Origin of the sequence: Pantoea sp. EABMAA-21, from assembly GCF_030053335.1 — a bacterium.
Classification (GTDB): Bacteria; Pseudomonadota; Gammaproteobacteria; order Enterobacterales; family Enterobacteriaceae; genus Pantoea; species Pantoea communis.
The window spans coordinates 92,936-118,329 of the sequence record NZ_JASGBX010000015.1 but is presented as its reverse complement, the minus strand read 5'-3'; the positions used below and the strand labels follow the sequence as shown (position 1 = coordinate 118,329).

Below are 25,394 nucleotides of genomic sequence, written 5' to 3'. Positions count from 1 at the left end.
TTTTACGTCCGGAGACGCTGATATCAATCCTGCGAGTGCCCACACAGATTGTCTGATAAATTGTTAAAGAGCGGTGCCGCGATTTCTCAAGCGGCGCGGGATGCGTATATTACGCTTTCCGCATTCTCAGTCAAGCATTTATTTTTGCTTTTCTGAAGGTTGCCTTGAAGACCACCTCCTGAACACTTCGCTTCGTAAGCCGTTGTTCCGTGTCAGTGGAGGCGCAGTATAGGGATTTCTTTTTGGCTGACAAGCGCTAAATGCAAATTAAATTCTGAATGCTGTTTTTTTCGTCGAAACCCCACTAAATCGCCAGTTTTTCCAGCAATGGAAAGCCATAACGCCGTAAAACCGGTGATAATTGCACTGCCTCCTCATCCATAAGCGTGCAGAACGCCATATTTTGACCAGAAGAAACGGCGTGCGGCGCTTCATGTTCTAATAACCATACTGTGCGGCGTGCAATGGCTGCACCGGAATCCACTAACCGCGTGCCTTCAGGCAGTACCATTTGCAGCTCGTCACGCAATAGAGGAAAGTGCGTACATCCCAGGACGACAGTGTCAGGTGGCTCTTTCATGCGAAGCCAGGGTTGCACAGCATGGCGCACATCAGAGAGTTCCACCCCTTCACCATGCAGTTTCGCTTCCGCCAGCTCTACCAGTTCAGCAGAACCCAACATTTCGATTTTGCACTCGCGCGCAAACTGCGCCACCAGCTCATGAGTATAAGGACGTTTTACCGTGCCGCGCGTTGCCAGTAATCCCACGACACCATTACGCGTGAGACGCGCAGCAGGTTTAATCGCCGGCACAACACCGACAACAGGAAACTCGAATCGCTCACGCAGTGCTGGTAAAGAAACGGTGCTGGCCGAGTTACAGGCAATGATGACTAATGCCAGCGGGAAGCGTTTTGTAATCGCCTCAACCACAGCAACCACACGCTCGACAATAAAGTCTTCGGTTTTTTCACCGTAAGGGAAACCTTCATTATCGAAGGCATATAAATAGTGAAGATCCGGCAATAACTGCCGGACCTCATCATAGACGGAGAGCCCACCGACGCCGGAGTCAAACACCAGCACGGTGGGACGCGGATCAGAAGCTGTAGCTGGCGCTGAGGTAATACTCCGTTCCTGGAGTTGGATAGCCATACACTGTCTCGTAGTCTTTATCGAACAGGTTGGCAATTCTACCACGAACGGTGAGTTGTGATGTGACCGGATACGAGACTGCGAGATCCCACAAGCTCACACCGCCCAATTTCACGCGCTGCGGCGTGTAAGAGTGGTTGTAATCGTTATCGTAACGATCGCCAAGATAGTGATAGGTCACAGACCAGTCAAAATCGTAGATTGTCCAGTCGAGTTGGTATTTCACCTGCTGCTTAGCACGGCGTACTAGCTGCTGATTAGTCTCTGCATCACGCGCATCAACATAATCGTATGAGATTTGATGGCTGAGCGGGCCAGTATCGAAGGATGCTGTGGCTTCCACCCCTTTGATGCGTGCTTTATCGATGTTGTAATAAACGTAAGTGCTTGGGTCGCTATCAATCAGATTGTCGATATCATTGCGGTAGCCGGATACACGCCAGTTTACCGGGCCCGTCAGCCCCTCAAAGCCCCCTTCCCACTGCTTGCTCTTTTCAGGCTTCAGATCCGGGTTACCATACGTCTGGCTGTAAAGCTGTCCTAAATTCGGCGATTTGAATGCCGTACCGTAAGAAGCGAAAACACGGTAGCCGTCAACAAACTCCCACGCGGCACTGCTCTGCCAGGTGTTATGCCAGCCAAACGCATCATTGTCGTCGCCACGTACTGCCCCTTCCAGCGTTACGCTGCCAAATTGCTGCTGCGCAGTAGCATAAATCCCAGTATTACGTTGTTCCTGACCTTCAATAGTGGAGTTAGTACCCGGTTCTGAAGTCTGTTTCTGCCAGTCCACGCCCCCGCTGATTGCACCATGTCCGACCTGCACAGTGTTACCCCACTGCAGGTTGTACTGCTGCACATCATTTAATGAGGCGGTCGCATCGTATTTACCGAGTTGCGGGCTGTAGTTGTAATCTTTGGTATGGCTGTAGCTGGCGATTAATTGGGATGAGTAGATACCCTGATTGAAGCGCAGACCGGTATCCCAGGTTTGGCTGTAAAGCTGGCGAGTATCGACAAAGGTGTTCGGCTCTACATAAGTAGGGTAACCATCGTAAGCCGTTCGGTTGTCGAAACCATAGCCACGCACGAAACCGCTGAATTCATCGTTAAATTGATGCTCCAACGATCCATACAAGGTTTTGCTCATAAAGCCGTCACGGTCTTTCTGCGCGGGATCGCCGTAAACGTCAGGCAAGTTGGCCACCACGTCGTAACCCTTGGTGTAGGTATAATTACCCGCCATGGTGAGTTTGGTGGCATCCCCCAGCATTTGCTGCGTGGAACCATCATAACTTTGGTAGCCATTGGAACCGACACCCGCCGTCAACGTGGTACCTGCTTTATCACGGCCGGTAATAATGTTCACCACCCCACCAATCGCATCCGAACCATAAACCGCTGAACGCGCGCCACGGATATATTCGATGCGCTGCACCAGTGACAACGGAATCTGGCTTAGATCAGACGAACCAGAAATACCCGCCTGATTGAGGCGAACGCCGTCAATTAATATCAGCACATGGCTGGAGTTAGTACCACGGATAAACATCGAGCTGGATTGACCAAGGCCACCATTCTGCGCGATATCCACGCCCGGTAAACGGCGCATCACATCCGTCAGGCTTTTCGCCTGCCAGCGATCGATCTCTTCACGGGTGACTACCGTTGTCGGTGCCAGCACCGATGAAACCGGCTGAGCGAAACGATTAGCGGTAACGATTTGCGTATCATCATCCTGAGCGTAGCCATACGCAGCCCAGAGTGAAAGCGCCGTTGCACTGAAGGCACACAGCGTAGTTTTGCTTTTATTCATTGTTGTAAGCATCCAAAAGACGAAGCAGGATGCCGCAGGCCTGCAACCGATAGCACGCGATGGTTGCAGTGATTGCGACGACACACCGGCAGGTCTTCGGGCTGAGAATCATAAATGGTGAAAAACTTCCCATCCCACAGGACAGTGTTTAATGATCGATCACCATGACATTCTTTTACCGCTGCGCGTCAGCTCCAGATTCACACTGGATTCCCTTTTAACTCAAGGAGGCCGGCAGTCGCAGTCTACGGTTAAGAAGGTCGGGAATCCAGACTGCCAGCCATCATCTTCTCACAGAACTGGACATCAGCAGGTGAATGCCTACAATCGCCCGGCAAGCTAGCTTATTACCAGGATTAAAGATGACACCCGAACAGCTCCCGATTGAACAATACGACGCGCAACTGGCGGAAAAAGTCAGCCGTTTACAGGCGATGATGGTGCCCTTTGCCGCGCCTGACGTGGAGGTGTTCCGCTCACCGGTCAGCCACTACCGTATGCGCGCCGAATTCCGTATCTGGCATGATGGCGACGATCTGTACCACATCATCTTTGATCAAGAGACTAAGCAGCGCATCCGTGTGGATCAATTCCCTGCTGCCAGCGCGTTGATCAACCAGTTGATGCCAAAATTGATCGATGCGATCCGTGATAACAAAGCGCTGCGTTTCAAGCTTTTCCAAATCGACTACCTGTCGACGATGAGCAATCAGATTGTGATTTCGCTGTTGTATCACCGTAAGTTGGAAGCGGACTGGACGGAAGCCGCTACCGCGCTGCGCGACACCCTGCGCGCTGAAGGCATCGATGTGCAGTTGATTGGCCGTGCGACCAAAACCAAAATCTGCCTTGATCGCGATTACGTCGATGAATGCCTGCCCGTAGCGGGCAAAGAGATGATTTATCGTCAGGTGGAGAACAGCTTCACCCAGCCTAATGCGGCGATGAACATTCAGATGCTGGAATGGGCGCTGGATGTCACTGAGGGCTCACGTGGTGATTTGCTGGAGCTTTACTGCGGCAACGGCAACTTCTCACTGGCGCTGGCGCGAAACTTCCATCGCGTACTGGCAACCGAGATCGCGAAACCTTCGGTGGCGTCGGCGCAGTACAATATTGCCGCCAACCATATCGACAATGTGCAGATCATTCGCATGGCGGCGGAAGAGTTTACGCAGGCGATGAATGGCGTGCGCAGCTTCAACCGCTTAGAAGGTATCGACCTGAAGAGCTATCAATGCGAGACCATCTTTGTCGATCCACCACGCAGTGGCCTGGATGAGGAAACCGTGAAGATGGTGCAGGCGTATCCACGCATCCTGTATATCTCCTGCAACCCGCAAACCCTGTGCGACAATCTTGCCACGCTGAGTGAAACGCATGACGTGTCGCGGCTAGCGTTGTTCGACCAGTTCCCGTACACCCATCATATGGAATGCGGCGTCTGGCTCACGCGTAAAGCGTAAAACAAAACGGGAACCCTGCGGTTCCCGTTGTTGTATTTAGCTTTTGTTCCTGGCGCGGCGGAAGCGAGTGGCAATCCAGAACACCAGCGCCACCATCAAAATGGTCGGGATGAAGTTGGAACCGATATCCGGATATTCAGCACGCACCAGCGCGCTATACACCAGAATACCCAACAGGAAAAACGCCGCGGCCAGTGAAGGCATGCCATCGGGCATATTGCGGTTAAGATAACGCTGATGCAGACACCAGGCTGCGAGGCCAAGGGCGATCAGCGGGAATATCGAAAAAGGCACAAACGTACTGAACAGCACCGAAAAGGAGCCGTTGATCGCTAAACCGGTGATAAAAGCCAACAACAGGGTTCCTTTATCGCGTGGGTCTTGCTCAATCATTTCATTATCCTTATCACATTACTCTTCGGGTTTTTCCAGGGTCACCGCCAGACGTTCCTGCTCCCGGCGATACCAGTAATAAGCGCCTTTGGCGATCATGCGCAATTGCAGCACCAGGCGATCTTCCAGCTTGCGACGCTGTTCGATATCCACATCCAGCGCTTCCGCACCGGCGCTGAACACGATGGTCACCATGGCTTCGGCCTGCGCTTCGGTAAAGCTGCGCGGCATCCGATTTTCCAGCTCAAGGTAATCCGCGAGCTCAGCAATAAAGTGCTGAATTTCTCGCGCAACTGCGGCACGAAACGCGGCCGATGTTCCGGAGCGCTCGCGTAGTAAGAGACGAAAAGCGTTGGGATTGTTCCCGATAAATTCCATAAATGTGGAAACGGAGGTCTTGATGATGCTGCCGCCCTTGGCAATGCGCTGGCGTGCCTGGCGCATCAACTGGCGTAACATCAGGCCGCTTTCGTCGACCATGGTCAAACCCAGTTCATCCACATCTTTAAAGTGACGATAAAACGAGGTAGGTGCAATCCCGGCTTCACGCGCAACTTCACGCAAACTCAGGCTGGCAAAACTCCTTTCTGCACTTAACTGACTGAAGGCTGCTTCAATCAGCGTACGTCTTGTACGTTCTTTCTGTTGCGCCCTGACGCCCATTTTCCCGGCCTTTTAAGTGATCTGGAAGGCACTATAACAAACTTTTCAGCGTACAGTGGCGCAAAGTTTGTGACCGCCTGTGTACCTCACGCTTTGTCAAAACTGGGGATTTTTCGCTGTTAGAATTCAGAAGTGCGCGGTGAGATGTTAGAATCTCGTTGTAAAAATGTGATAGAAAAATAGGACGTACTGGTATGCAAAAGTCTTACGATTACGATGCCATTGTGATTGGCTCAGGTCCAGGCGGCGAAGGTGCGGCAATGGGCCTGGTGAAGCAGGGAGCGCGCATTGCAGTGATCGAACGCTACCATAATATCGGCGGCGGTTGTACTCACTGGGGGACCATCCCCTCCAAAGCTTTACGTCACGCTGTCAGCCGTATTATCGAGTTCAATCAAAACCCTCTTTATAGCGATCACACCCGACTCCTGCGCTCCTCATTTGCTGACATTTTGAATCACACCGAAAACGTTATCAGTCAGCAAACGGCAATGCGTCAGGGATTTTATGAGCGCAACCGTTGTGAGCTTTATCAGGGCGATGCCCATTTTGTTGATGCCAACACCATCGAAGTTGAACAGCCCGATGGCACCCGCGAACGCTTAACCGCAGAAAAATTCGTGATTGCGTGCGGTTCACGTCCTTACCATCCTGCAGACGTCGACTTTACGCACCCACGCATTTACGACTCCGACTCCATCCTCAATCTGCATCATGAACCTGGCCATGTGATCATCTACGGTGCCGGTGTGATTGGTTGCGAATACGCATCAATTTTCCGTGGCCTGAACGTCAAGGTGGATTTGATTAACACCCGTGATCGTTTGCTGGCATTCCTCGATCAGGAAATGTCAGATTCGCTCTCCTATCACTTCTGGAACAGCGGCGTGGTGATTCGTCACAACGAAGAGTTCGAGAAGATTGAAGGTGTCAGTGACGGCGTGATCATGCACCTGAAGTCGGGCAAGAAAGTGAAAGCGGATTGCCTGCTGTACGCTAACGGCCGTACCGGTAACACCGATTCACTGGCGCTGGAAAATGTTGGGCTGGAAGCTGATGGTCGTGGCCTGTTGAAAGTGAACAGCATGTACCAGACTGCGCAGCCGCACATCTATGCAGTGGGCGACGTGATTGGTTATCCGAGCCTGGCTTCAGCCGCCTACGATCAGGGCCGAATTGCGGCACAGGCGATCATTAAAGGTGAAGCCACTGCTCATTTGATCGAAGATATTCCCACCGGGATTTATACCATTCCGGAGATCAGCTCAGTGGGTAAAACCGAACAGCAGCTGACTGCGATGAAAGTGCCTTACGAAGTGGGTCGTGCGCAGTTCAAACATCTGGCGCGTGCGCAGATTGTGGGGATGCACGTGGGTAGCCTGAAGATTCTGTTCCATCGTGAAACCAAAGAGATTTTAGGTATTCACTGCTTTGGCGAACGTGCGGCAGAAATTATTCACATCGGGCAAGCCATTATGGAGCAGAAGAACGGCGGCAACACGATCGAGTACTTCGTGAATACCACCTTCAACTATCCGACCATGGCCGAGGCCTATCGCGTCGCGGCGCTCAACGGCTTAAACCGCCTGTTTTAACGACGTGTCCAGATGACCCTGCATGTGGGCTTTGATTGCTTCTGCCAGCTGCTCATAGCGGCTGCGCAGAGGTGATCCTGGGCGATAAACCAAAGCAATCGTGCGCTGCGGAACCGGCTTATAGCAAGGCAGATAGCACACGCCATCACGCACTCGCTCATTCGGCACCGCCAGCGAAGGCAGCAAAGTAATGCCGCTTCCTGCCGCGACCATGTTGCGTAGCGTTTCCAGGCTGGTTGCGCGGAAATGGGTATCTTCATCCGCACCGGCTTCAAAGCAGAAGCCCATGGCTTGATCGCGCAAGCAGTGGCCATCTTCCAGCATCAGCAGCTTTTCGCCGGCCAGATCAGACATCGGCACACGATCGCGATCGTGCCATGGATGATCCTTGTAAATCGCCAGCTTCATTGGCTCATCAAACAGCGGCACCTCAATAAAGGCTTCGCTCTCTTTCACCAGCGCCAGAATCGCGCAATCCAGTTTGCCACTGTCGAGTTGTGCCAGCAGTTGCTGCGTTTGCGCTTCGTGCAGGTACATTTCGAGTTTAGGGAAGGTTTGATGCAGCATGGGAATGATCTGCGGCAGCAAATACGGGCCAGTGGTTGGAATCAGACCAATATGCAGCGGTCCGGACATCGCTTCGCCCTGTTGGCTCGCCATCTCCTTCAGCACTTTGACTTCGCGCAGCACAGTTCGCGCCTGATCCACCAGCAACAGTCCAGCCTGGGTAAATAACACCTTACGGCTGGTACGCTCCAGCAGCATCACACCGAGCTCATCTTCAAGCTTTCGAATTTGACCGCTCAAGGTAGGTTGGCTGACATGACACGCATCAGCTGCACGCCGGAAATGGCGATGCTCCGCAAGCGAAACCAGATACTCCAGATCACGAATGTTCATTGATTTCCTCCAAACCACGATAGCCCGTGGCGATAGATAGAATAGCAATGAACGATTAGCCCTATCAAGCGATGAACAGGAATAATACCGGCCATAGCAAGCAATGTTGAAAAAGACGATGAGATGACGTCGAGCATCACCTGCAATCAGCGGTAAAAATCAAAGTGTTGGCCGGGAGTGCCAGCCCTTGATGATGTGCCTATAACAATATGTATTTCTGAAGCTAGAGGTTGGCGGGCTACCGAAAAGGAGCCCGCTCTTTTTTAGCCTAAACGCTTTTTCGCTTCAGCGATGGCAAATGCGACTTGCTGAGGCGACACCCCGCCCTGTGCATTACGCTTGTCGAGGCAGGATTGCAGCGACAGGATCGGATAAACGTCATCCTCAATCACCGCACTGAACTGCTTCAATTGCGCCAGGCTTAATGCTTCCAGCGCCACGCCCTGCTTGATCGCTTCAACCACGGTTTCACCAACAATGTGGTGCGCTTCACGGAACGGTACACCTTTGGCCACCAGATAATCCGCCAGTTCGGTGGAGTTGGCGTAACCCTGCTCGGCCGCTTCCTGACAACGTGGACGTTTCACCTGAATGCCGTCCAGCACCAGTACTGACATATGCAGACAATCAACCCAGGTATCGAGCGCATCGAACAGGCCTTCTTTGTCTTCCTGCATGTCTTTGTTGTAGGCGAGCGGCAAGCCTTTCAGTGTCATCATCATGCCGGTCAGTGCGCCTTGTACACGGCCACATTTGCCGCGAATCAGCTCCAGTGCATCCGGGTTTTTCTTCTGTGGCATCAATGAAGAACCCGACGTTACTTTGTCAGACAGTTCAAGGAAGCCCGCTTCGCCAGTGTTGAAGAAAATCAGGTCTTCTGCGAAACGTGAAAGGTGAATCATGCCGATTGAGGCATCCGACAGCAGCTCCAGCACGTGGTCACGATCAGACACGGTATCGAGACTGTTGCGAGTAGCAGACGCGAAGCCTAACCAGCCGGCCAGCTGCTGGCGATCGATTTCATATGCGGTGCCGGCCAGTGCGCCACAGCCCAGCGGGCTCACGTCTAAGCGCTTCAGCGTATCCTGCAGACGGCTTTCATCACGCGCCAGCATTTCTACATAGGCGAGGCACCAGTGCGCAAAGGTCACTGGCTGCGCACGCTGCAGGTGCGTATAGCCTGGCATCACCGCGTCCTGATTAGCTTCAGCGGTGGCAACGAGGGCAGATTGCAGTTCGCGCGTGGCGTCCAGCAACACCGCGACCTGCTCTTTGCACCACAGTTTCAGATCGGTAGCGACCTGATCGTTACGGCTACGGCCAGTGTGCAGTTTTTTGCCCAGTGCGCCGACTTTGTCGATCAGCTTGCCTTCTACCCAGCTATGGATATCTTCGGCATCGCTTTGCAGAATCTGCTCTGGATTGGCGTGCACTTCTGCCAGCAGTTCATTCAATGCGGCTTCCAGTTGCTGCTGCTCATCGCTGCTCAGCACATTCACGGTAACCAGCGCTTTAGACCACGCTACCGAACCGGTGATGTCCTGCTCCGCCAGACGATAGTCAAAACGCAGTGAATCGTTGAACTGTTTAAACCGTTGGTCTGCTGCCTGCGAAAAACGTCCGCCCCAAAGTGCCATCTGCTTAACTCCTGAATGCTGTTATAGAAAGGGCGGCCCGAAGCCGCCCTTGCAAAATGTGTTATCTGCCGCGGTATTACTTCTTCTGCTCGTTCAGTGCACGAATGCGTGAAGAGAGAGAGAACAGACGGATGAAGCCGCCCGCGTGGCTGTGGTCGTAAACTTCGTCTTCGCCGAAGGTCGCGAACTCTTCCGAGTACAGGCTGTTCGCCGAGGTTTTCTGAATCGCAGTGGCGTGGCCTTTATACAGCTGCAGTACCACTTCGCCATTCACCTCTTCTGCCAGGGACTCGGCAGCAGCCTGGATAGATTTACGCAGCGGCGCAAACCAGCGACCGTCGTAAACTACATATGACATTTCGTGGCCCAGCTGCTCACGCCATTTGAAGCTGTCACGATCCAGTACCAGCTGCTCAACCGCACGCAGTGCGTTGACCATAATGGTGCCGCCAGGGGTTTCATAGCAGCCGCGAGATTTGATACCGACCAGACGGTTTTCCACGATGTCGATACGACCCACGCCGTGTTTCGCGCCCAGCACGTTCAGTTTCTCCAGGCACTGGAACGGGCTCAGCTTCTCGCCGTTTACCGCAACGACACGACCTTTCTCAACGGTCACAGTGACGTTCTCTGGCTGATCTGGCGCTTCCAGTGGATCAACGGTCCACACCCAGCAATCTTTGTTCGGTGCATTCGCTGGGCTTTCCAGCACGCCACCTTCAGTAGAGATGTGCCACGCGTTCTCATCACGGCTGTAGATTTTTTCCAGTGATGCCGTCGTTGGGATGTTACGCACTTTCAGGTAATCCAGCAGCGCTTCACGTGAACGCAGATCCCACTCACGCCATGGCGCAACCACTTTCAGCTGTGGCGCCAGTGCGGTGTAGGTGGTTTCAAAACGCACCTGATCGTTGCCTTTACCGGTCGCACCGTGGCACAGCGCGTCTGCACCGACTTTCAGCGCCAGCTCAACCTGCGCTTTGGCGATGATTGGACGTGCCATTGAGGTGCCCAGCAGGTAAGTGCCTTCGTACAAAGCACCGGTTTGCAGCACGGGATACACGTATTCGCTGATGAACTCTTCACGCAGGTCAGCAACGTGACACTCAGATGCACCAGACTGCAGCGCCTTCTTCTCAACGCCTTCCAGATCGGCTGGGTCCTGGCCAATGTTGGCCACGAATGCCACCACTTCACAACCGCCGTAATTCTCTTTCAACCATGGAATGATGGCCGAAGTATCCAGACCGCCAGAATAGGCCAGAACGATTTTTTTGATGTTTTGCGTGCTCATGTCTTAAATCCTTGATTATGCGAGAATCCGGGTGCCAATCGACACGCCGTTGAAAAGGGTTGGCAGCTGTTCAGCATGGCGCCAGCTGGCGATATCAACCGGACGACCTAAAGTACGTGCGGCATCGAGTGCCGCGTTCACTTTAACGATCATGCCATCAGTAATAATGCCCTGATCGATCAGCTGCTGTGCTTTATCGGCCGTCATCTCTTCGATACGTTGACCTTTGCCATCGAGAATACCGCTGACATCTGAAAGCAGGACTAAATCAGCACCAATGGTCGCTGCCAGCGCGGTCGCTGCCTGGTCAGCGTTGACGTTCATCAGATCGCCGCCGTCAGTAATACCGATGGAGCTGATCACCGGCATATAGCCCGCGCTCAGTAAGGTATTCACCAGCGCTGGATTACCCGGCGTCGCATTGCCCACATGGCCAAGTTCCTCGTCGAACTGCGCCACGTTTACCAGGCCCGCATCACCGAGGCATAAGCCCACAGCACCAATGCCGTACTTCTTCGCCCAGGCCAGCAAGGTCTTGTTCGCTGTACCCGCCAGGGCACCAGTAATAATGTCAATCTGATCGGCTGGCGTCACGCGCAAACCGTTCTTCTTTTTCACTGGCAGAGCGAGCTTCTTCATCAGCTCGTCCACCAGGCAGCCGCCGCCGTGCACAATGATCAGCGGACGCTGATGTTCATTGCGGTAAGCCAGCAGCGCATCAAACAGTCGGGCCAGCGCTTCTTCGCTATCCAGCAGCACGCCACCCAGTTTAATGATTAATGGATTCATTGCAGTTTCCGTCCGTTAAATCAGTGACAGCGTTTCGGGGAAGCCGAAACGAATATTCAAACACTGAACCGCCTGCGAAGAGGCACCTTTCAGCAGGTTATCTTCGGCCGCCACCACAATCAGGTGCTCGCCCTGCATGGCAAAGCCAATATCGCAGAACGGCAAGCCGACCACGGCTTTCAATGCCGGGACACCTTTGTCATACACACGCACCAGCGGTTTGTCGTGGTAAGCCTTGTGGAAGGCATCTGCCACGTCTTGCTGCGTCACGCCCGCTTTCAGGCGGCAGGTGGTGGTCGAAAGAATACCGCGCGGGAAGCTACCCAGATGTGGGGTGAAAATCACAGGCGTACCGAGATGCGCCACGATTTCAGGATGATGACGATGATTGAACAAGCCATACGGCTGCAGGCTCACTTCACAGAAGCTGGTGCCGACGTTGGCTTTACGCCCTGCGCCGCTCACACCACTGGTGGCATTGATCACCGGCCATTGTGCATCGTTAAGCAAACCGGCTTCGACCAGCGGCTTCAATGACAATTGTGCAGCCGTTGGATAGCAACCCGGCACAGCAACCAACTGTGCATCTTTGATTTTGTCATGCTGCCATTCGGCCAGGCCGTAAACGGCTTTATCCAGCCAATCCTGATGTTGATGGCTGAAACCATAATATTGAGTATAGAAAGCATCGTCGTTGACACGGAACGCACCGGAAAGGTCAAACACCACACAGCCTGCTTTGAGGAATTCGGGTGCCAGATCGTGGCTGACTTCATGCGCGGTCGCGAGGAACACCACATCGACTTTGTCTGCCCACTCGGAAGCCTCACTCAGCGGCTGCAGCGGCAAATCGACAATGCCTTTCAGCTGCGGATGCAGATCGGAGAGTAATTTTCCGGCGTCCGGGCTTTGCGCTGAAACCGCCAAAGCGGTTATGTTCATATGCGGATGGCGATTCAGGTAAGTGGCAAGCTCTACGCCAGCATAACCACTGGCACCAACGATCAGCGTATTCAACATCAGGCTGTAACCCTTTTTACAGTCACTCATTCCGGGTCGCGGCTTTGCCCCGTTGCCCACGATGCCGTTTGCAGATGATTTTACGCTTCACTTGCAAACGACGTTATTGTATTTTTATTCACTATTAATGCATGAATATTGATACATCCTAACCCAAGGACCGTCAACAGTGAAGACAAAATTACCACCTTTTATCGAACTCTACCGCCAGCTGATTGCCACACCATCGATCAGCGCCACTGACAGCGCGCTGGATCAGAGCAATGAAACTTTAATCAATTTGCTGGCGGGCTGGTTCCGCGATTTAGGCTTCAGTGTTGAAGTCCAGCCAGTCCCGGGTACGCGTCATAAATTCAATATGCTGGCACGCAGCGGTTTGGGTGCTGGCGGCCTGCTGCTGGCAGGCCATACCGATACCGTTCCGTATGATGATGGCCGCTGGACGCGCGATCCTTTCACCCTGACCGAGCACGACAACAAGCTATACGGTTTAGGTACGGCGGATATGAAAGGCTTCTTTGCTTTTATTCTGGATGCGCTGCGTGACGTTGACGTGACCAAACTGAGCAAGCCACTGTACATCCTCGCCACCGCCGATGAAGAGACCACCATGGCCGGTGCGAAGTACTTTTCCGAATCCACCCAGTTGCGTCCAGATTGCGCCATCATTGGTGAGCCGACCTCACTGAAGCCGGTGCGCGCGCACAAAGGTCATCTGTCGAACGTGATTCGTATTCAGGGTCAGTCAGGCCACTCCAGCGATCCTTCACGCGGTGTGAACGCCATTGAGCTGATGCATGAATCCATTACCCAGCTGATGCAACTGCGCAATACCCTGAAAAATCGCTATAACCACGATGGATTTGCGATTCCTTACCCGACCATGAACTTTGGTCACATTCACGGTGGCGATGCCGCGAACCGTATCTGCGCCTGCTGCGAATTGCACATGGATATTCGTCCGCTGCCGGGCTTAACTCTGAGCGATTTGGATGGCTTGCTGAATGAAGCCTTGGCGCCAGTAAGCGAACGCTGGCCGGGGCGTTTAACGGTAAGTGAACTGCACCCGCCGATTCCTGGCTACGAATGTCCGGCCGATCATGAGCTGGTGAAAGTGGTAGAGAAACTGCTGGGCGTGCCGACTGAAGTGGTGAACTATTGCACCGAAGCGCCTTTTATCCAGCAATTGTGTCCAACGCTGGTTTTAGGTCCAGGATCGATCAATCAGGCGCACCAGCCAGATGAATTTATCGATACCGCATTTATTAAGCCAACTCATGCGCTTATCACGCAGGTTGTTCAGCATTTTTGTCACTGATTAACAATAAATGGGGCAATTCACTGTTAAAACAGTAAATTGCCCGGTCATTGTTCGGGATTTGATAATAAGAATAACTTATCTCGCTTCCTCCCAAGTTAATTCTATGAATTTCCGGTAGTTAGCAGCGAATTATCGTCAATTTAAGTCAATTGACGAACAGGAAGAACCGTGGCTAGATAAAAGACGATGTTATGCCCGTTGGGTGTAAGGGTACTTTCAAGACGATAAGGGTGTCAGGGTCAAATGAACGAACAATATTCCGCAATGCGAAGTAATGTCAGTATGCTCGGCAAACTGCTCGGGGATACGATAAAGGATGCACTGGGAGAGAACATCCTCGATCGGGTGGAAACCATCCGCAAACTCTCTAAGTCCTCCCGCGCAGGCAATGACACCGATCGTAAGGAACTGCTGAACACGCTGCAAAACCTGTCTAATGACGAGTTACTACCTGTTGCACGCGCGTTTAGCCAGTTCCTCAACCTGACCAACGTGGCAGAGCAGTATCAGACCATCTCCCGCAGCGGCGATGGCGCGAATAATCCGGAAATCCTGAAGAAGACCTTTGAGCGTCTGAAGCAGCAAAACGACATCAGCGAAAGTTCGATTCGCCAGGCGATCGAAGAACTGTCGCTGGAGCTGGTGCTGACCGCTCACCCAACGGAGATCACCCGACGTACGCTGATCCACATGCTGGGCGAAGTGAATAGCTGCCTGCAGCAACTCGACCACAGCGATCTCTCCGATTACGAGCGCACGCAAGTCATGCGTCGCCTGCGTCAGTTGGTCGCACAAGCCTGGCATACCGATGAAATCCGTAAGTATCGTCCAACACCGATTGATGAAGCCAAATGGGGCTTTGCCGTGGTCGAAAATAGCCTGTGGCAAGGCGTACCGGCATTCCTGCGCGAGCTGAACGAGCAGGTTGAAGAGACCTTTGGTATTAAGTTGCCCGTCGATTTCGTGCCGATTAAATTCACCTCGTGGATGGGCGGCGATCGCGACGGTAACCCGAACGTCACCGCACCTATCACACGCCATGCGATGCAGTTGAGCCGCTGGAAAGCCGCCGATCTGTTCCTGCGCGACGTGGGCGTGCTGATTTCTGAACTGTCGATGTCCGAATGCAGCGATGAAGTACGCGAGTTGTGCGGCGATCCAGAAGCGCTGGAACCGTACCGCATGATTCTGAAGCGCATCCGTGGCCAGCTGATGACCACGCAAGCTTATTTAGGCCGTCGTTTGAAAGGCGAGCGCCTGCCGCGCCCTGCCGATCTACTGGTCTCGAACGATCAACTGTGGCAACCGCTGTTCGCCATCTATCAATCTCTGCAACAGTGCGGCATGGGCATCATCGCCAACGGTCAGTTGCTGGATACGCTGCGTCGCGTGAAGTGTTTCGGCGTGCCGTTGGTGCGCATCGATATCCGTCAGGAGAGCACCCGTCACACCGAAGCGATTGCCGAAGTGACGCGCTATCTGGGACTGGGTGACTACGAAAGCTGGTCAGAAGCCGACAAACAGGCGTTCCTGATCCGCGAACTGAATTCCAAACGTCCGCTGCTGCCGCATCAATGGGAGCCGGGCGACAACACCCGTGAAGTGCTGGACACCTGTAAAGTGGTGGCTGAAGCGCCGCAGGGTTCCATCGCCTCCTACGTGATTTCGATGGCGAAAACGCCATCGGACGTGCTGGCGGTGCACTTGCTGTTAAAAGAAGCCGGTATTCCTTACGCGATGCCGGTAGCGCCACTGTTCGAAACCCTCGACGATTTGAACAACGCCAATGACGTCATGACGCAGTTGCTGAATATCGATTGGTATCGCGGTTTCATCAACGGCAAACAGATGGTGATGATTGGTTATTCCGATTCGGCGAAAGATGCCGGCGTGATGGCCGCCAGCTGGGCGCAGTACGAAGCACAGGATGCGTTGATCAAGACCTGTGATAAAGCCGGCATCACGCTGACGCTGTTCCACGGACGCGGCGGTTCCATCGGCCGTGGCGGCGCACCGGCACACGCAGCACTGCTGTCGCAACCGCCGGGCAGCCTGAAAGGCGGCCTGCGCGTGACCGAACAAGGCGAGATGATTCGCTTCAAATATGGTTTGCCAGAAGTCACCATCGCCAGCCTGTCGCTGTATACCGGTGCGATTCTGGAAGCCAACCTGATGCCACCGCCCGAGCCTAAGCGCGAGTGGAAAGAGATCATGAACGGTTTGTCAGCCCATTCCTGCGCCATGTATCGCGGCTATGTGCGTGAAAACCCGGACTTCGTACCGTATTTCCGTTCGGCCACGCCAGAGCAAGAGCTGGGTAAACTGCCACTCGGTTCACGTCCGGCGAAGCGTCGTCCTACCGGCGGCGTGGAATCACTGCGTGCGATTCCGTGGATCTTCGCCTGGACGCAGAACCGCTTGATGCTGCCAGCCTGGCTCGGTGCCGGTGCGGCGCTGCAGAAGGCGATGGACGAAGGGCATCAGGACCAGCTGGAAGCGATGTGTAGCCAATGGCCGTTCTTCGCCACCCGTCTGGGCATGCTGGAGATGGTGTTCTCGAAAGCTGACCTGTGGCTGGCGGAGTATTACGATCAGCGTCTGGTTGATAAATCACTGTGGCCGCTGGGTCTGCAGTTGCGCGATCAGCTGGCTGCGGATATCAAAGCCGTGTTGACCATCGCCAACGATGCGCATTTGATGGCTGACCAGCCATGGATCGCCGAGTCTATCGCGCTGCGTAACGTTTACACCGATCCGCTCAACGTGTTGCAGGCTGAACTGCTGCATCGTGCACGTGCGCAGGAAGAGCGTGGTGACGAGCCGGATGCGCGTGTTGAACAAGCGTTGATGGTGACGATTGCGGGTGTAGCAGCGGGTATGCGTAATACGGGCTAGTGGCGTAAAACGCTAATCACGAAGGGGCCAATGTGCCCCTTTTTTAATGGGTGTTGCGCGTCGCGGGAAGAGGCGGCAATTACGTAAAGCCGCTATCTCGTCCCTGATCGCTCGGCGTGCGCCATCCCTGGCGCCCAACGCTTTACTCCATTTGCCGCCTCTTCCCGCTGGGTAACATGGTGCCAATGAAAAGAGGGCACATTGGCCCCCTCATAATTCTATTTAATAAAATCAGTTCGTTAAGGTCGGACGCACACCCAGCGTGTGACAGATGGCGTAACTCAATTCTGCGCGGTTCAGCGTGTAGAAGTGGAAATCCTTCACCCCTTCGCGTGACAGGATTTTCACCATGTCCATGGCGATATTGGCGCCGACCATTTTGCGGGTTTCTGGATCGTCATCCAGTCCGGCAAACATCGCATTCATCCAGCCCGGCACGCGCACGTTAGTCATGGTGGCAAAGCGCTGCAGCTGTTTGAAGTTAGATACCGGCAAAATGCCCGGCACGATTTCGACATCAATGCCTGCCGCAACACAGCGATCGCGGAAGCGCAGGTAACTCTCAACATCAAAGAAGAACTGCGTGATGGCGCGGTTGGCACCGTTATCGACTTTACGCTTCAGGTTGATCAAATCCGCTTGCGCACTTTTCGCTTCAGGATGCACTTCCGGATAAGCGGCTACGGAGATATCAAAATCGCCCACTTCTTTAAGCAATTCAACCAAATCAGCGCCGTACATCTCAGGCTTGCCGCTACCCGGAGGCAAATCGCCGCGCAGAGCCACGATGTGACGGATACCGTTATCCCAGTAATCGCGCGCGATGGTGCGTAACTCATCACGCGTGGCATCAATGCAGGTCAAATGAGGAGCCGCTTCCAGGCCGGTGCGCTCTTTAATGCCTTTGATGATGCTGTGTGTACGGTCGCGTTCGCCAGAGTTCGCACCGTAGGTGACAGAGAGGAATTTCGGTTTCAGGATGCTCAGTCGATCAATCGAACTCCACAAGGTTTCTTCCATTTCACTGGTGCGAGGCGGGAAAAATTCAAAAGAGACATTAATTTGCCCGTTCAGCTCAGCCAGGCTTTGGTTCAACGCTTCGCGCTGATTGGCGTGAAAGAAACTCATCCAGATTACCTCGTCGTCACATATCGATTAACTTGCGGCCTGCGAACATCTATACGTTTAGACGTCCAGATGTACAAAATGAACCATTAGCGCGTTAGCGTCAACTTAAAATTAATGTACAGGCGTGACAAATATTCAATCAAGTTGAAAGAGTTTCATGTTCGCGAAGAGGGTGAAAAGCGCAGACGGCGGGCACCGTCTGCGTTGCAAGGCAGACTACAGCAGTTGTGCGAGACGATTGATATCCGATTGTAACGCACCGGCTGTCACATCACGGCCGGCGCCCGGCCCGCGGATCACCAGCGGATTATCACGATACCAGCGGCTTTCGATAGCAAACACGTTATCGCACGGCAGCAGTGAAGCCAGCGGGTGTTCCGGACGCACCGCTTCCACCCCCACACGGGCCTTTCCGTTGGCATCGAAACGTGCCACATAGCGCAGCACCAGGCCCATCTCCTGCGCCGCTTCAAAGCGTTGCAGCATTTGGTCATTCAACTCGTCGGCATTCTCGAAGAAGTGGTCAATCGATTCTTCTTCGCAATCCGACGGCACCAGCGATTCAACACGCACCTGATCCGGCTCGATGTCATAACCGGCTTCACGCGCCAGGATGACCAGCTTGCGCATCACATCCTGCCCCGACAGATCTACGCGCGGATCGGGTTCGGTGAGACCTTGCTGCCAGGCCTGATCCACCAGCTCACTGAACGGCACGGTGCCATCAAATTGCAGGAACAGCCAGGACAGCGTGCCGGAGAAAATACCACTGATGGCCAGAATGCTGTCGCCGCTTTCGCGCAGATCGCGCACCGTATGGTTCACCGGTAATCCTGCGCCTACCGTGGCGTTATATAGCCAGTGACGACCGGTTTTGGCGAACGCATCACGAATCTGCCGCCAACTCTGGCTGCTGGATGCGCCTGCGACTTTGTTCGCGCTAATGACATGGAAACCGTGGCTGGCAAAATCAAGATATTGCTGTGCCAGCGGTGCGCTGGCGGTGACGTCCAGCACCACTAAATCATCGAACGGATGGGCGCGCATCCACAGGAACAGCGACTCTTCATCGCGTTCTTCGGCTTCGTCATCAAAAAAGGCGAGCGCACGGCTGGCTTCCAGACCTTCGTAGCTCAGCAAACTACGACTGCTATCCGCCACGCCTGCCAGCACATACTCAAAGCCGGTACGCGCCGATAAGCCTTCCTGCTCGCGGGCAAACAACTCCAGCCAGCGTGAGCCGATATTGCCTTTACCAAACAGCATCAGACCGATGCGCTTTTCCGCGCGGAACAATGACTGGTGCAGCCCCTGAATCAGGTGCTGCGTCGGTCCTACGCGCAGTACGGCAACAATACTGATGTGATCTTCTGACTGCCAGACAAACTCAACCGGCTGGTCTTTGATCTGTTGCCAGAAACGATGGCTATGGAGCGGGTTACGCGTCACGCCTGCGCCGACCAACGCCACCAACGCTAAGCCATCGCGCAGTTGCAGATGACCCGGCAGCGCAGCGTCCTGCAACAAATTGAATGCGCTGTTCACCACTTCGGAGGTGTAGCAGAGTTGCAGCAAACGGCGATCGGGATGGACACCCATCGCCAGCGGACGCAGTTGCGCACGCTTCAGCAGCAGATCGATCTCTTTCTGCTGCGTTTTGAAATCGTGGTTTTCTGGGATGTGAATCTCTACCAGGCACACATCGTCGTGGCTGGTGACAATACGCGCGCCGGTACCAGAAGCCAGTACGCGCTCAATGCGCGTTGAGCCCTGCTCAGGTTGATAGCTGCAACGCAACTGCAGATCGATATCGCTATTCGACACGGGCTGCAGCGTACGTGTATGCAATACCGGTGCGGCCAGACGCGCCAGTTCGCTGGCCTCATCTAAGCGCAGTAAAGGCAGCAAACAGGCGTCGGACACTTTACGCGGATCGGCGCTATAGACACCGGCCACATCGCTCCAGATGGTGACACGGTTTACGCCTGCCAGCGCACCGATCTGCGTGGCTGAGTAGTCCGAACCATTGCGACCCAGTAACACCGTTTCACCGGCATCGCTACGGCTGATAAAGCCGGTTACTACCAAACGCTTATGAGGATGCTGAGCCAGCAGCGCCTGTAGCAATGGCCAGGACTTGCCTTCATCGACCTGTGGCTGCGCAGCACGTTCGGCACGCAGAAAGTCACGCGCGTCCAGCCATGCAGACTCGATATCACGCTGGCTCAGCACTGCCGCCATCAAGCGTGCCGACCAGATTTCACCGTGCCCCACCACTTCGGCATACACCGCATCGGTGATAGCGCCGTCAAGCAGTGCCGCCAGACGTTCTAAATCGCGAATAAAGGCAGCGGTCAGCGTTTCAGCAAATTCAACAGGCAACAGCGCAGCGATCAGTTCGCTGTGAAAACGGCGTAAAGCTTGTTGCACCTGATGGGCAGATAAGCGATCGCTCTGGCTCAGTTTAAGCCAGCTAATCAGCTGGTTGGTGGTGCTGCCTGCGGCAGAGACCACCATTAAATCGCCCGGCTGGCTGTAATCCGCCATGATGCTGGCGACACGTTGATAACAACGTGCATCCGCCAGGCTACTGCCACCAAATTTATGCAACTGCTTGTTCGGCGTTCCCGCGCCTGCTGAACTTGTCATGCTTACTCCTCGGCTGCGATCCGGAATGCATTATCCAGATCGGCGATTAAATCTTCGTGATCTTCAATTCCGACAGAAATACGCAGCAGCGTTTCTGAAATACCCGCTGCCGCGCGCGCTTCCGCAGACATGCCGGCATGCGTCATGGTCGCGGTGTGCGAAATCAGGCTCTCCACGCCACCCAGGGATTCCGCCAGCGTGAACAACTGCAGCGCTTTCAGGAAGCGGCGCAGACGCGCTTCATCAGCGTCAAGTTCAAAGCTGAGCATCGCACCAAAGCCACGTTGTTGACGCACCGCGTACTCATGTCCGGCATTTTCCGGCAGAGACGGATGATACAGTTTTTTCACCAGCGGTTGTTGCTTCAGGTAATCAACAATCGCCAGCGCATTACGCTGCGCTGCCGCCATACGCGGCGCCAGCGTGCGCAGACCGCGCAACAGCAGGTAGCTATCAAACGCTGCGCCGGTTACACCAATATTATTCGCCCACCAGGCAAGATCCGTGGCCATCGCCGGATCTTTAGAAATCACCGCTCCGGCCACCACATCCGAGTGACCATTCAGGTATTTGGTGCAAGAGTGGATAACCAGATCGGCTCCCAGCGCCAGCGGATTTTGCAATGCCGGACTCAGGAAGGTGTTATCCACTACACTGATCGCACCCGCTGCACGCGCCGCCTGGCAAATGCCGGCGATATCTACCACGCGCAGCAGCGGATTGCTTGGGCTCTCCACCAACACGAGTTTGGGTTTCTCGGCCAGCGCGGCTGCCAGCGCGGCTTTGTCACCCTGATCGACAAATTTCACGCGATAAGCACCGCGTTTGCTCAGGCTGTCGAACAGGCGATAGCTGCCGCCGTAGCAGTCATGTGGGGCAACCAGCAGATCGCCCGGCTTCAGGAACACGGTGGTCACCAGATGAATCGCTGACATCCCGGTATTGGTTAATACCGCGCCCGCACCGCCTTCCAGTTCTGCCAGCGCGCGTTGTACCACATCACGCGTGGGGTTACCGCGACGTGAGTAGTCATGTGCACGCGGTTCATTAAAGTCGAGGAAGTTGTAGGTGCTGGAGAGGTGAATCGGTGGGACAACGCAGCCATATTGCTCGTCATCATTCAAACCGCTGCGTACTGCGATGGTTGCCTGTTTACGCGTCATGGTGCTTACTGTTCCTGAAGTGTAATAAGAAGTGGCAACAGGATAACATTCAGCGCATAGACGTCAATACATCTGGACATCTAAATGTCTTTGCGTATAGATTGAGCAAATCATCAATACCCGCTAAAATTACGCGTCATCGCCTGGTGTTCAGCGCGCTTTCCTGTGAAAAGCGATGCGTAAGCATAAAACCGGCAGTTTAAGCGGTCAGGCATCGAAAAATCGGGCATAATCAACGGATTTCCCCATATTCAACTTTTATTGATTAAGGTAACCCATGGCTGAATGGAACGGCGAATATATCAGCCCTTACGCTGAACACGGCAAGAAGAGCGAGCAGGTTAAGAAGATTACAGTTTCTATCCCGCTGAAAGTGCTGAAAATTTTAACGGATGAACGCACGCGCCGTCAGGTGAATAACCTGCGTCATGCCACAAATAGCGAATTGCTGTGCGAAGCCTTTTTGCATGCTTTCACCGGGCAGCCGCTGCCAAATGATGTCGATTTGCGCAAAGAACGTAGCGATGAGATTCCGGAAGAAGCTAAGCAGATTATGCGTGAGATGGGCATCGATCCCGACACCTGGGAATACTGAGTCCAGAAACAAAAAAACCCAGCCAAGGCTGGGTTTTTTCTTGCTGCCGAATCCGAAGATTCGATGGCAAATAATCTTATTTCTTGCTGCCTGGGATGCTGAAACGCTTGTTGAAGCGATCAACACGACCACCAGAATCAACAACACGCTGCTTACCAGTGTAGAACGGGTGGCATTTGCCGCACACGTCCAGGTTCAGGGTACCAGTCATGGTTGAACGGGTGTTGATCACGTTGCCGCAAGAGCAGGTGATGGTCACAGCTTCGTATTTCGGGTGAATACCTTGTTTCATGGGAGAACCTCATAAAAGGCCGTGTCGCTCTCCGTGCCAGGCGAACCTGCACAGCACCACACGCGGTTAATAATTAAGTGTATCTTTGACAAGTCATCTCATCAAAGGCGGCATAGTATACAGAAATTGACCGCACCAGGCAAATATTAGCTGTTTATTCTCTGAGCCACTGGGAGGCAGTAAACGTCCTCATCCCACTACATCTGATGGAAAGAGCGTGCGCAGCCAATGTGTCTATGCGCTGTGGCGGTGGCGGTGGCGGTGGCGGTGGCGTGAAGTATGACGAGGGTTGCATCAGCGTGTACACTACTTCTCCTTATTACAGTACCGGATAGAGATCGACATGCCCGTTGTTCAGGTTGCCCTGCCCGTTCCGCTGCCTCGCCTGTTTGACTACCTTCTGCCCGCCGATGCGGCGCAGCCGGTGGTGGGCGCGCGCGTCAGCGTGCCGTTTGGCAATCGTAAAATGATCGGCATCGTGGTGGCTGTAAAGGAAACCAGCGACCTGCCTCTGGCTCAGCTCAAACCGCTGGAGAGCGTGCTGGACGATCAAAGCCTGTTCTCTCCAGCGCTGTGGCGCATCCTTAACTGGGCCGCCAGCTATTACCATTCGCCGCTCGGCGAGGTGCTCAACCATGCTCTACCTGTGCTGCTGCGTCAGGGCAAACCGGCGCAGGAAACGCCGTTGTGGCAGTGGGTGGTCAACGACGCCGGACGCGAAGTGGCCATGGAAAGCCTGAAGCGTGCACCCAAGCAGCAGCAAGCTTTAGCGGCACTGCGCCAGCAACCTCTCTATCGCCATCAGGTCAGTGAACAGGATCTGACTGACGCCGCGCTGCAATCATTGCGTGCCAAAGGTCTGTGCGATCTGCGTGAACACGCACCGCAGATGCACGACTGGCGCACCATCTTTGCGGTGAAGGGCGATCGCCTGCGTCTCAATACCGATCAGGCGATGGCCGTCGGCGCGATGCGCAGCGAAGATGATCATTATGCAGCGTGGTTGCTGGCAGGCATTACCGGTTCGGGCAAAACCGAAGTCTATCTCAGCGTGCTAGAGAATGTGCTGGCGCGCGGCAAACAGGCGCTGGTACTGGTGCCGGAAATCGGCCTGACACCGCAAACTATTGCACGCTTCCGTGAACGCTTCGATGCGCCGATCGATGTGCTGCACTCGGCACTCAATGACAGTGAGCGTCTTGCGGTATGGCTGCGTGCGCGCAGTGGCGAAACCGCGATTATCATCGGTACGCGTTCCGCGCTGTTCACACCGCTGGCGCGTCCGGGGGTAATCATTATTGATGAAGAACACGACAGTTCGTACAAGCAGCAGGAAGGCTGGCGCTATCAGGCGCGCGACCTGGCGGTGTTTCGCGCTCACGAAGAAGATATCCCGATTGTGATGGGTTCTGCCACACCGGCGCTGGAAACGCTGCACAATGTGCGCGTCGGCAAGTATCGACAGCTCAATCTTACCAAACGCGCGGGCAACGCCAAACCGGCACTGCAACAGCTAATCGACCTTAAAGGCCAGCAGCTTAAGGGTGGGCTCGCGCCCGCATTGCTGGGCAAAATGCGCCAGCACCTGCAGGCCGATAATCAGGTATTGCTGTTCCTCAACCGCCGCGGATTCTCGCCTGCATTGATGTGCCACGACTGCGGGTGGCTGGCAGAGTGTCAACGCTGCGACAGCTATTACACGTTGCATCAGCATCATCGTCAGCTGCGCTGCCACCACTGCGACAGCCAGCGCCCGCTGCCCAATCAATGTCCGGGTTGCGGTTCCACACACCTGATGCCGGTCGGCGTCGGTACAGAGCAGCTTGAGCAGCAGCTCAGCACACTCTTTCCCGGCGTACCGGTGTCGCGCATTGATCGCGATACCACCAGCCGCAAAGGTGCACTGGAGCAGCATCTGGCGGATGTGCATCGCGGCGGTGCCCGCATTCTGGTTGGCACACAGATGCTGGCAAAAGGGCACCATTTCCCCGACGTGACGCTGGTTTCCCTGCTGGATGTCGATGGCGCCTTATTCTCCGCCGATTTCCGCGCCACCGAACGCTTTGCTCAACTCTATACCCAAGTGGCCGGGCGCGCCGGGCGCGCCGGTAAACAGGGTGAAGTACTGCTGCAGACGCACCATCCCGAGCATCCGCTGTTGCAAACGTTGCTGCATCGTGGCTATTTCGCCTTTGCCGAGGAAACCTTGCTGGAGCGCCAATCGGTGCAGCTGCCGCCGTGGACCAGCCACGCGCTGTTCCGCGCGGAAGACATGGACAATGCGCAGGCCGCTGAATTCCTCACACAGCTGCGCAATTTACTCGAAGCCAGCCCGCTGAAAGATGAGGCTATGTGGCTGATGGGTCCGGTTCCGGCATTGGCACCAAAGCGCAGTGGGCGCTGGCGCTGGCAACTGTTGCTACAGCATCCTTCGCGTAAACGCCTGCAACAGCTGCTAAGCAGTTCGCTACCGCTGATCTCCACCCTGCCCGCCGCGCGCAAAACCAAATGGACACTGGATATCGACCCCACCGAGAGTTAGGCCGCATCACATCTGCGAGCCAGATCGAAAAAAGTCGCACAAGTCACAATTTTTATGCAAATTAAGTAACAACCTCACCC

Annotated in this window: 19 protein-coding genes and 1 riboswitch; of the genes, 6 read left to right on the top strand and 13 right to left on the bottom strand. The window is 54.4% G+C overall.

Annotation, left to right across the window (positions count from 1 at the left end; translation table 11 throughout):
* Nucleotides 1-304: 304 nt before the first annotated feature.
* Nucleotides 305-1,156, bottom strand: coding sequence for a glutamate racemase (gene murI, locus QMZ65_RS20005; protein ID WP_097119684.1), 852 nt, complete (start codon nucleotides 1,154-1,156; stop codon nucleotides 305-307).
* The gene (gene btuB / locus QMZ65_RS20000; protein WP_097119683.1) at nucleotides 1,101-2,972 is read right to left on the bottom strand and encodes a TonB-dependent vitamin B12 receptor BtuB; all 1,872 of its coding nucleotides are present in this window, start codon (nucleotides 2,970-2,972) and stop codon (nucleotides 1,101-1,103) included. The genes murI and btuB overlap by 56 nt, the downstream gene beginning before the upstream one ends.
* A gap of 70 nt (nucleotides 2,973-3,042) precedes the next feature.
* A riboswitch (cobalamin riboswitch) is annotated at nucleotides 3,043-3,222 on the bottom strand.
* A 112-nt stretch (nucleotides 3,223-3,334) separates the two neighbouring features.
* Between btuB and trmA the strand changes: the two genes are divergently transcribed.
* The gene (gene trmA / locus QMZ65_RS19995; protein ID WP_283216548.1) at nucleotides 3,335-4,438 is read left to right on the top strand and encodes a tRNA (uridine(54)-C5)-methyltransferase TrmA; all 1,104 of its coding nucleotides are present in this window, start codon (nucleotides 3,335-3,337) and stop codon (nucleotides 4,436-4,438) included.
* Nucleotides 4,439-4,474: 36 nt separating this feature from the next.
* On the opposite strand, the gene QMZ65_RS19990 is transcribed toward trmA, so the two are convergent.
* A complete protein-coding gene (locus QMZ65_RS19990) occupies nucleotides 4,475-4,831 on the bottom strand; it encodes a YijD family membrane protein (RefSeq protein ID WP_097119681.1) in 357 nt (118 codons plus the stop codon).
* Nucleotides 4,832-4,849: 18 nt separating this feature from the next.
* Nucleotides 4,850-5,494: an HTH-type transcriptional repressor FabR gene (gene fabR / locus QMZ65_RS19985; protein WP_034823706.1), complete on the bottom strand. Its 645-nt coding sequence runs from the start codon at nucleotides 5,492-5,494 to the stop codon at nucleotides 4,850-4,852.
* A gap of 194 nt (nucleotides 5,495-5,688) precedes the next feature.
* Between fabR and sthA the strand changes: the two genes are divergently transcribed.
* Complete coding sequence (gene sthA / locus QMZ65_RS19980) at nucleotides 5,689-7,089, top strand: Si-specific NAD(P)(+) transhydrogenase (protein ID WP_021506825.1); 1,401 nt, start codon at nucleotides 5,689-5,691, stop codon at nucleotides 7,087-7,089.
* Here sthA and oxyR read toward each other — a convergent pair.
* The 5 genes from oxyR to argC form a co-directional block, all read right to left on the bottom strand.
* Nucleotides 7,072-7,989 (bottom strand): DNA-binding transcriptional regulator OxyR, encoded by a 918-nt coding sequence (gene oxyR / locus QMZ65_RS19975; protein ID WP_283216547.1) that lies wholly within the window; start codon nucleotides 7,987-7,989, stop codon nucleotides 7,072-7,074. The genes sthA and oxyR overlap by 18 nt on opposite strands.
* 263 nt (nucleotides 7,990-8,252) lie before the next feature.
* Nucleotides 8,253-9,626 carry an argininosuccinate lyase gene (argH, locus tag QMZ65_RS19970; protein WP_097119679.1) on the bottom strand — a complete coding sequence of 458 codons (1,374 nt, stop codon included), beginning with the start codon at nucleotides 9,624-9,626 and terminating at the stop codon, nucleotides 8,253-8,255.
* 76 nt (nucleotides 9,627-9,702) lie between these two features.
* A complete protein-coding gene (locus QMZ65_RS19965) occupies nucleotides 9,703-10,920 on the bottom strand; it encodes an argininosuccinate synthase (RefSeq protein ID WP_038644110.1) in 1,218 nt (405 codons plus the stop codon).
* 15 nt (nucleotides 10,921-10,935) lie between these two features.
* Complete coding sequence (gene argB / locus QMZ65_RS19960; RefSeq protein ID WP_058960105.1) at nucleotides 10,936-11,709, bottom strand: acetylglutamate kinase; 774 nt, start codon at nucleotides 11,707-11,709, stop codon at nucleotides 10,936-10,938.
* Between the two features lie 15 nt (nucleotides 11,710-11,724).
* The gene (gene argC, locus QMZ65_RS19955; RefSeq protein ID WP_211729406.1) at nucleotides 11,725-12,729 is read right to left on the bottom strand and encodes an N-acetyl-gamma-glutamyl-phosphate reductase; all 1,005 of its coding nucleotides are present in this window, start codon (nucleotides 12,727-12,729) and stop codon (nucleotides 11,725-11,727) included.
* A 169-nt stretch (nucleotides 12,730-12,898) separates the two neighbouring features.
* Between argC and argE the strand changes: the two genes are divergently transcribed.
* Both argE and ppc read left to right on the top strand, forming a co-directional pair.
* A complete protein-coding gene (gene argE, locus QMZ65_RS19950; protein ID WP_283216546.1) occupies nucleotides 12,899-14,047 on the top strand; it encodes an acetylornithine deacetylase in 1,149 nt (382 codons plus the stop codon).
* A 246-nt stretch (nucleotides 14,048-14,293) separates the two neighbouring features.
* Nucleotides 14,294-16,945 (top strand): phosphoenolpyruvate carboxylase, encoded by a 2,652-nt coding sequence (gene ppc / locus QMZ65_RS19945; RefSeq protein ID WP_045815697.1) that lies wholly within the window; start codon nucleotides 14,294-14,296, stop codon nucleotides 16,943-16,945.
* Between the two features lie 231 nt (nucleotides 16,946-17,176).
* Here ppc and metF read toward each other — a convergent pair whose 3' ends face one another.
* The 3 genes from metF to metB all read right to left on the bottom strand — a co-directional run bounded on the left by metF (nucleotide 17,177) and on the right by metB (nucleotide 21,885).
* Nucleotides 17,177-18,073 (bottom strand): methylenetetrahydrofolate reductase, encoded by an 897-nt coding sequence (gene metF / locus QMZ65_RS19940; protein WP_097119678.1) that lies wholly within the window; start codon nucleotides 18,071-18,073, stop codon nucleotides 17,177-17,179.
* Nucleotides 18,074-18,289: 216 nt separating this feature from the next.
* A complete protein-coding gene (locus QMZ65_RS19935) occupies nucleotides 18,290-20,722 on the bottom strand; it encodes a bifunctional aspartate kinase/homoserine dehydrogenase II (RefSeq protein WP_058960107.1) in 2,433 nt (810 codons plus the stop codon).
* A 2-nt stretch (nucleotides 20,723-20,724) separates the two neighbouring features.
* Nucleotides 20,725-21,885 (bottom strand): cystathionine gamma-synthase, encoded by a 1,161-nt coding sequence (gene metB, locus QMZ65_RS19930; RefSeq protein WP_045815698.1) that lies wholly within the window; start codon nucleotides 21,883-21,885, stop codon nucleotides 20,725-20,727.
* A gap of 277 nt (nucleotides 21,886-22,162) precedes the next feature.
* Between metB and metJ the strand changes: the two genes are divergently transcribed.
* Nucleotides 22,163-22,480 (top strand): met regulon transcriptional regulator MetJ, encoded by a 318-nt coding sequence (gene metJ, locus QMZ65_RS19925; RefSeq protein ID WP_034823729.1) that lies wholly within the window; start codon nucleotides 22,163-22,165, stop codon nucleotides 22,478-22,480.
* A 76-nt stretch (nucleotides 22,481-22,556) separates the two neighbouring features.
* Here the strand turns inward: metJ and rpmE are convergent, their stop codons facing one another.
* Nucleotides 22,557-22,772 (bottom strand): 50S ribosomal protein L31, encoded by a 216-nt coding sequence (gene rpmE, locus QMZ65_RS19920; RefSeq protein WP_021506837.1) that lies wholly within the window; start codon nucleotides 22,770-22,772, stop codon nucleotides 22,557-22,559.
* A 343-nt stretch (nucleotides 22,773-23,115) separates the two neighbouring features.
* Here rpmE and priA point away from each other — a divergent pair, with 343 nt between their 5' ends.
* Nucleotides 23,116-25,314, top strand: a complete 2,199-nt coding sequence (gene priA, locus QMZ65_RS19915) for a primosomal protein N' (protein WP_283216545.1) — start codon at nucleotides 23,116-23,118, stop codon at nucleotides 25,312-25,314.
* Nucleotides 25,315-25,394 lie beyond the last annotated feature (80 nt).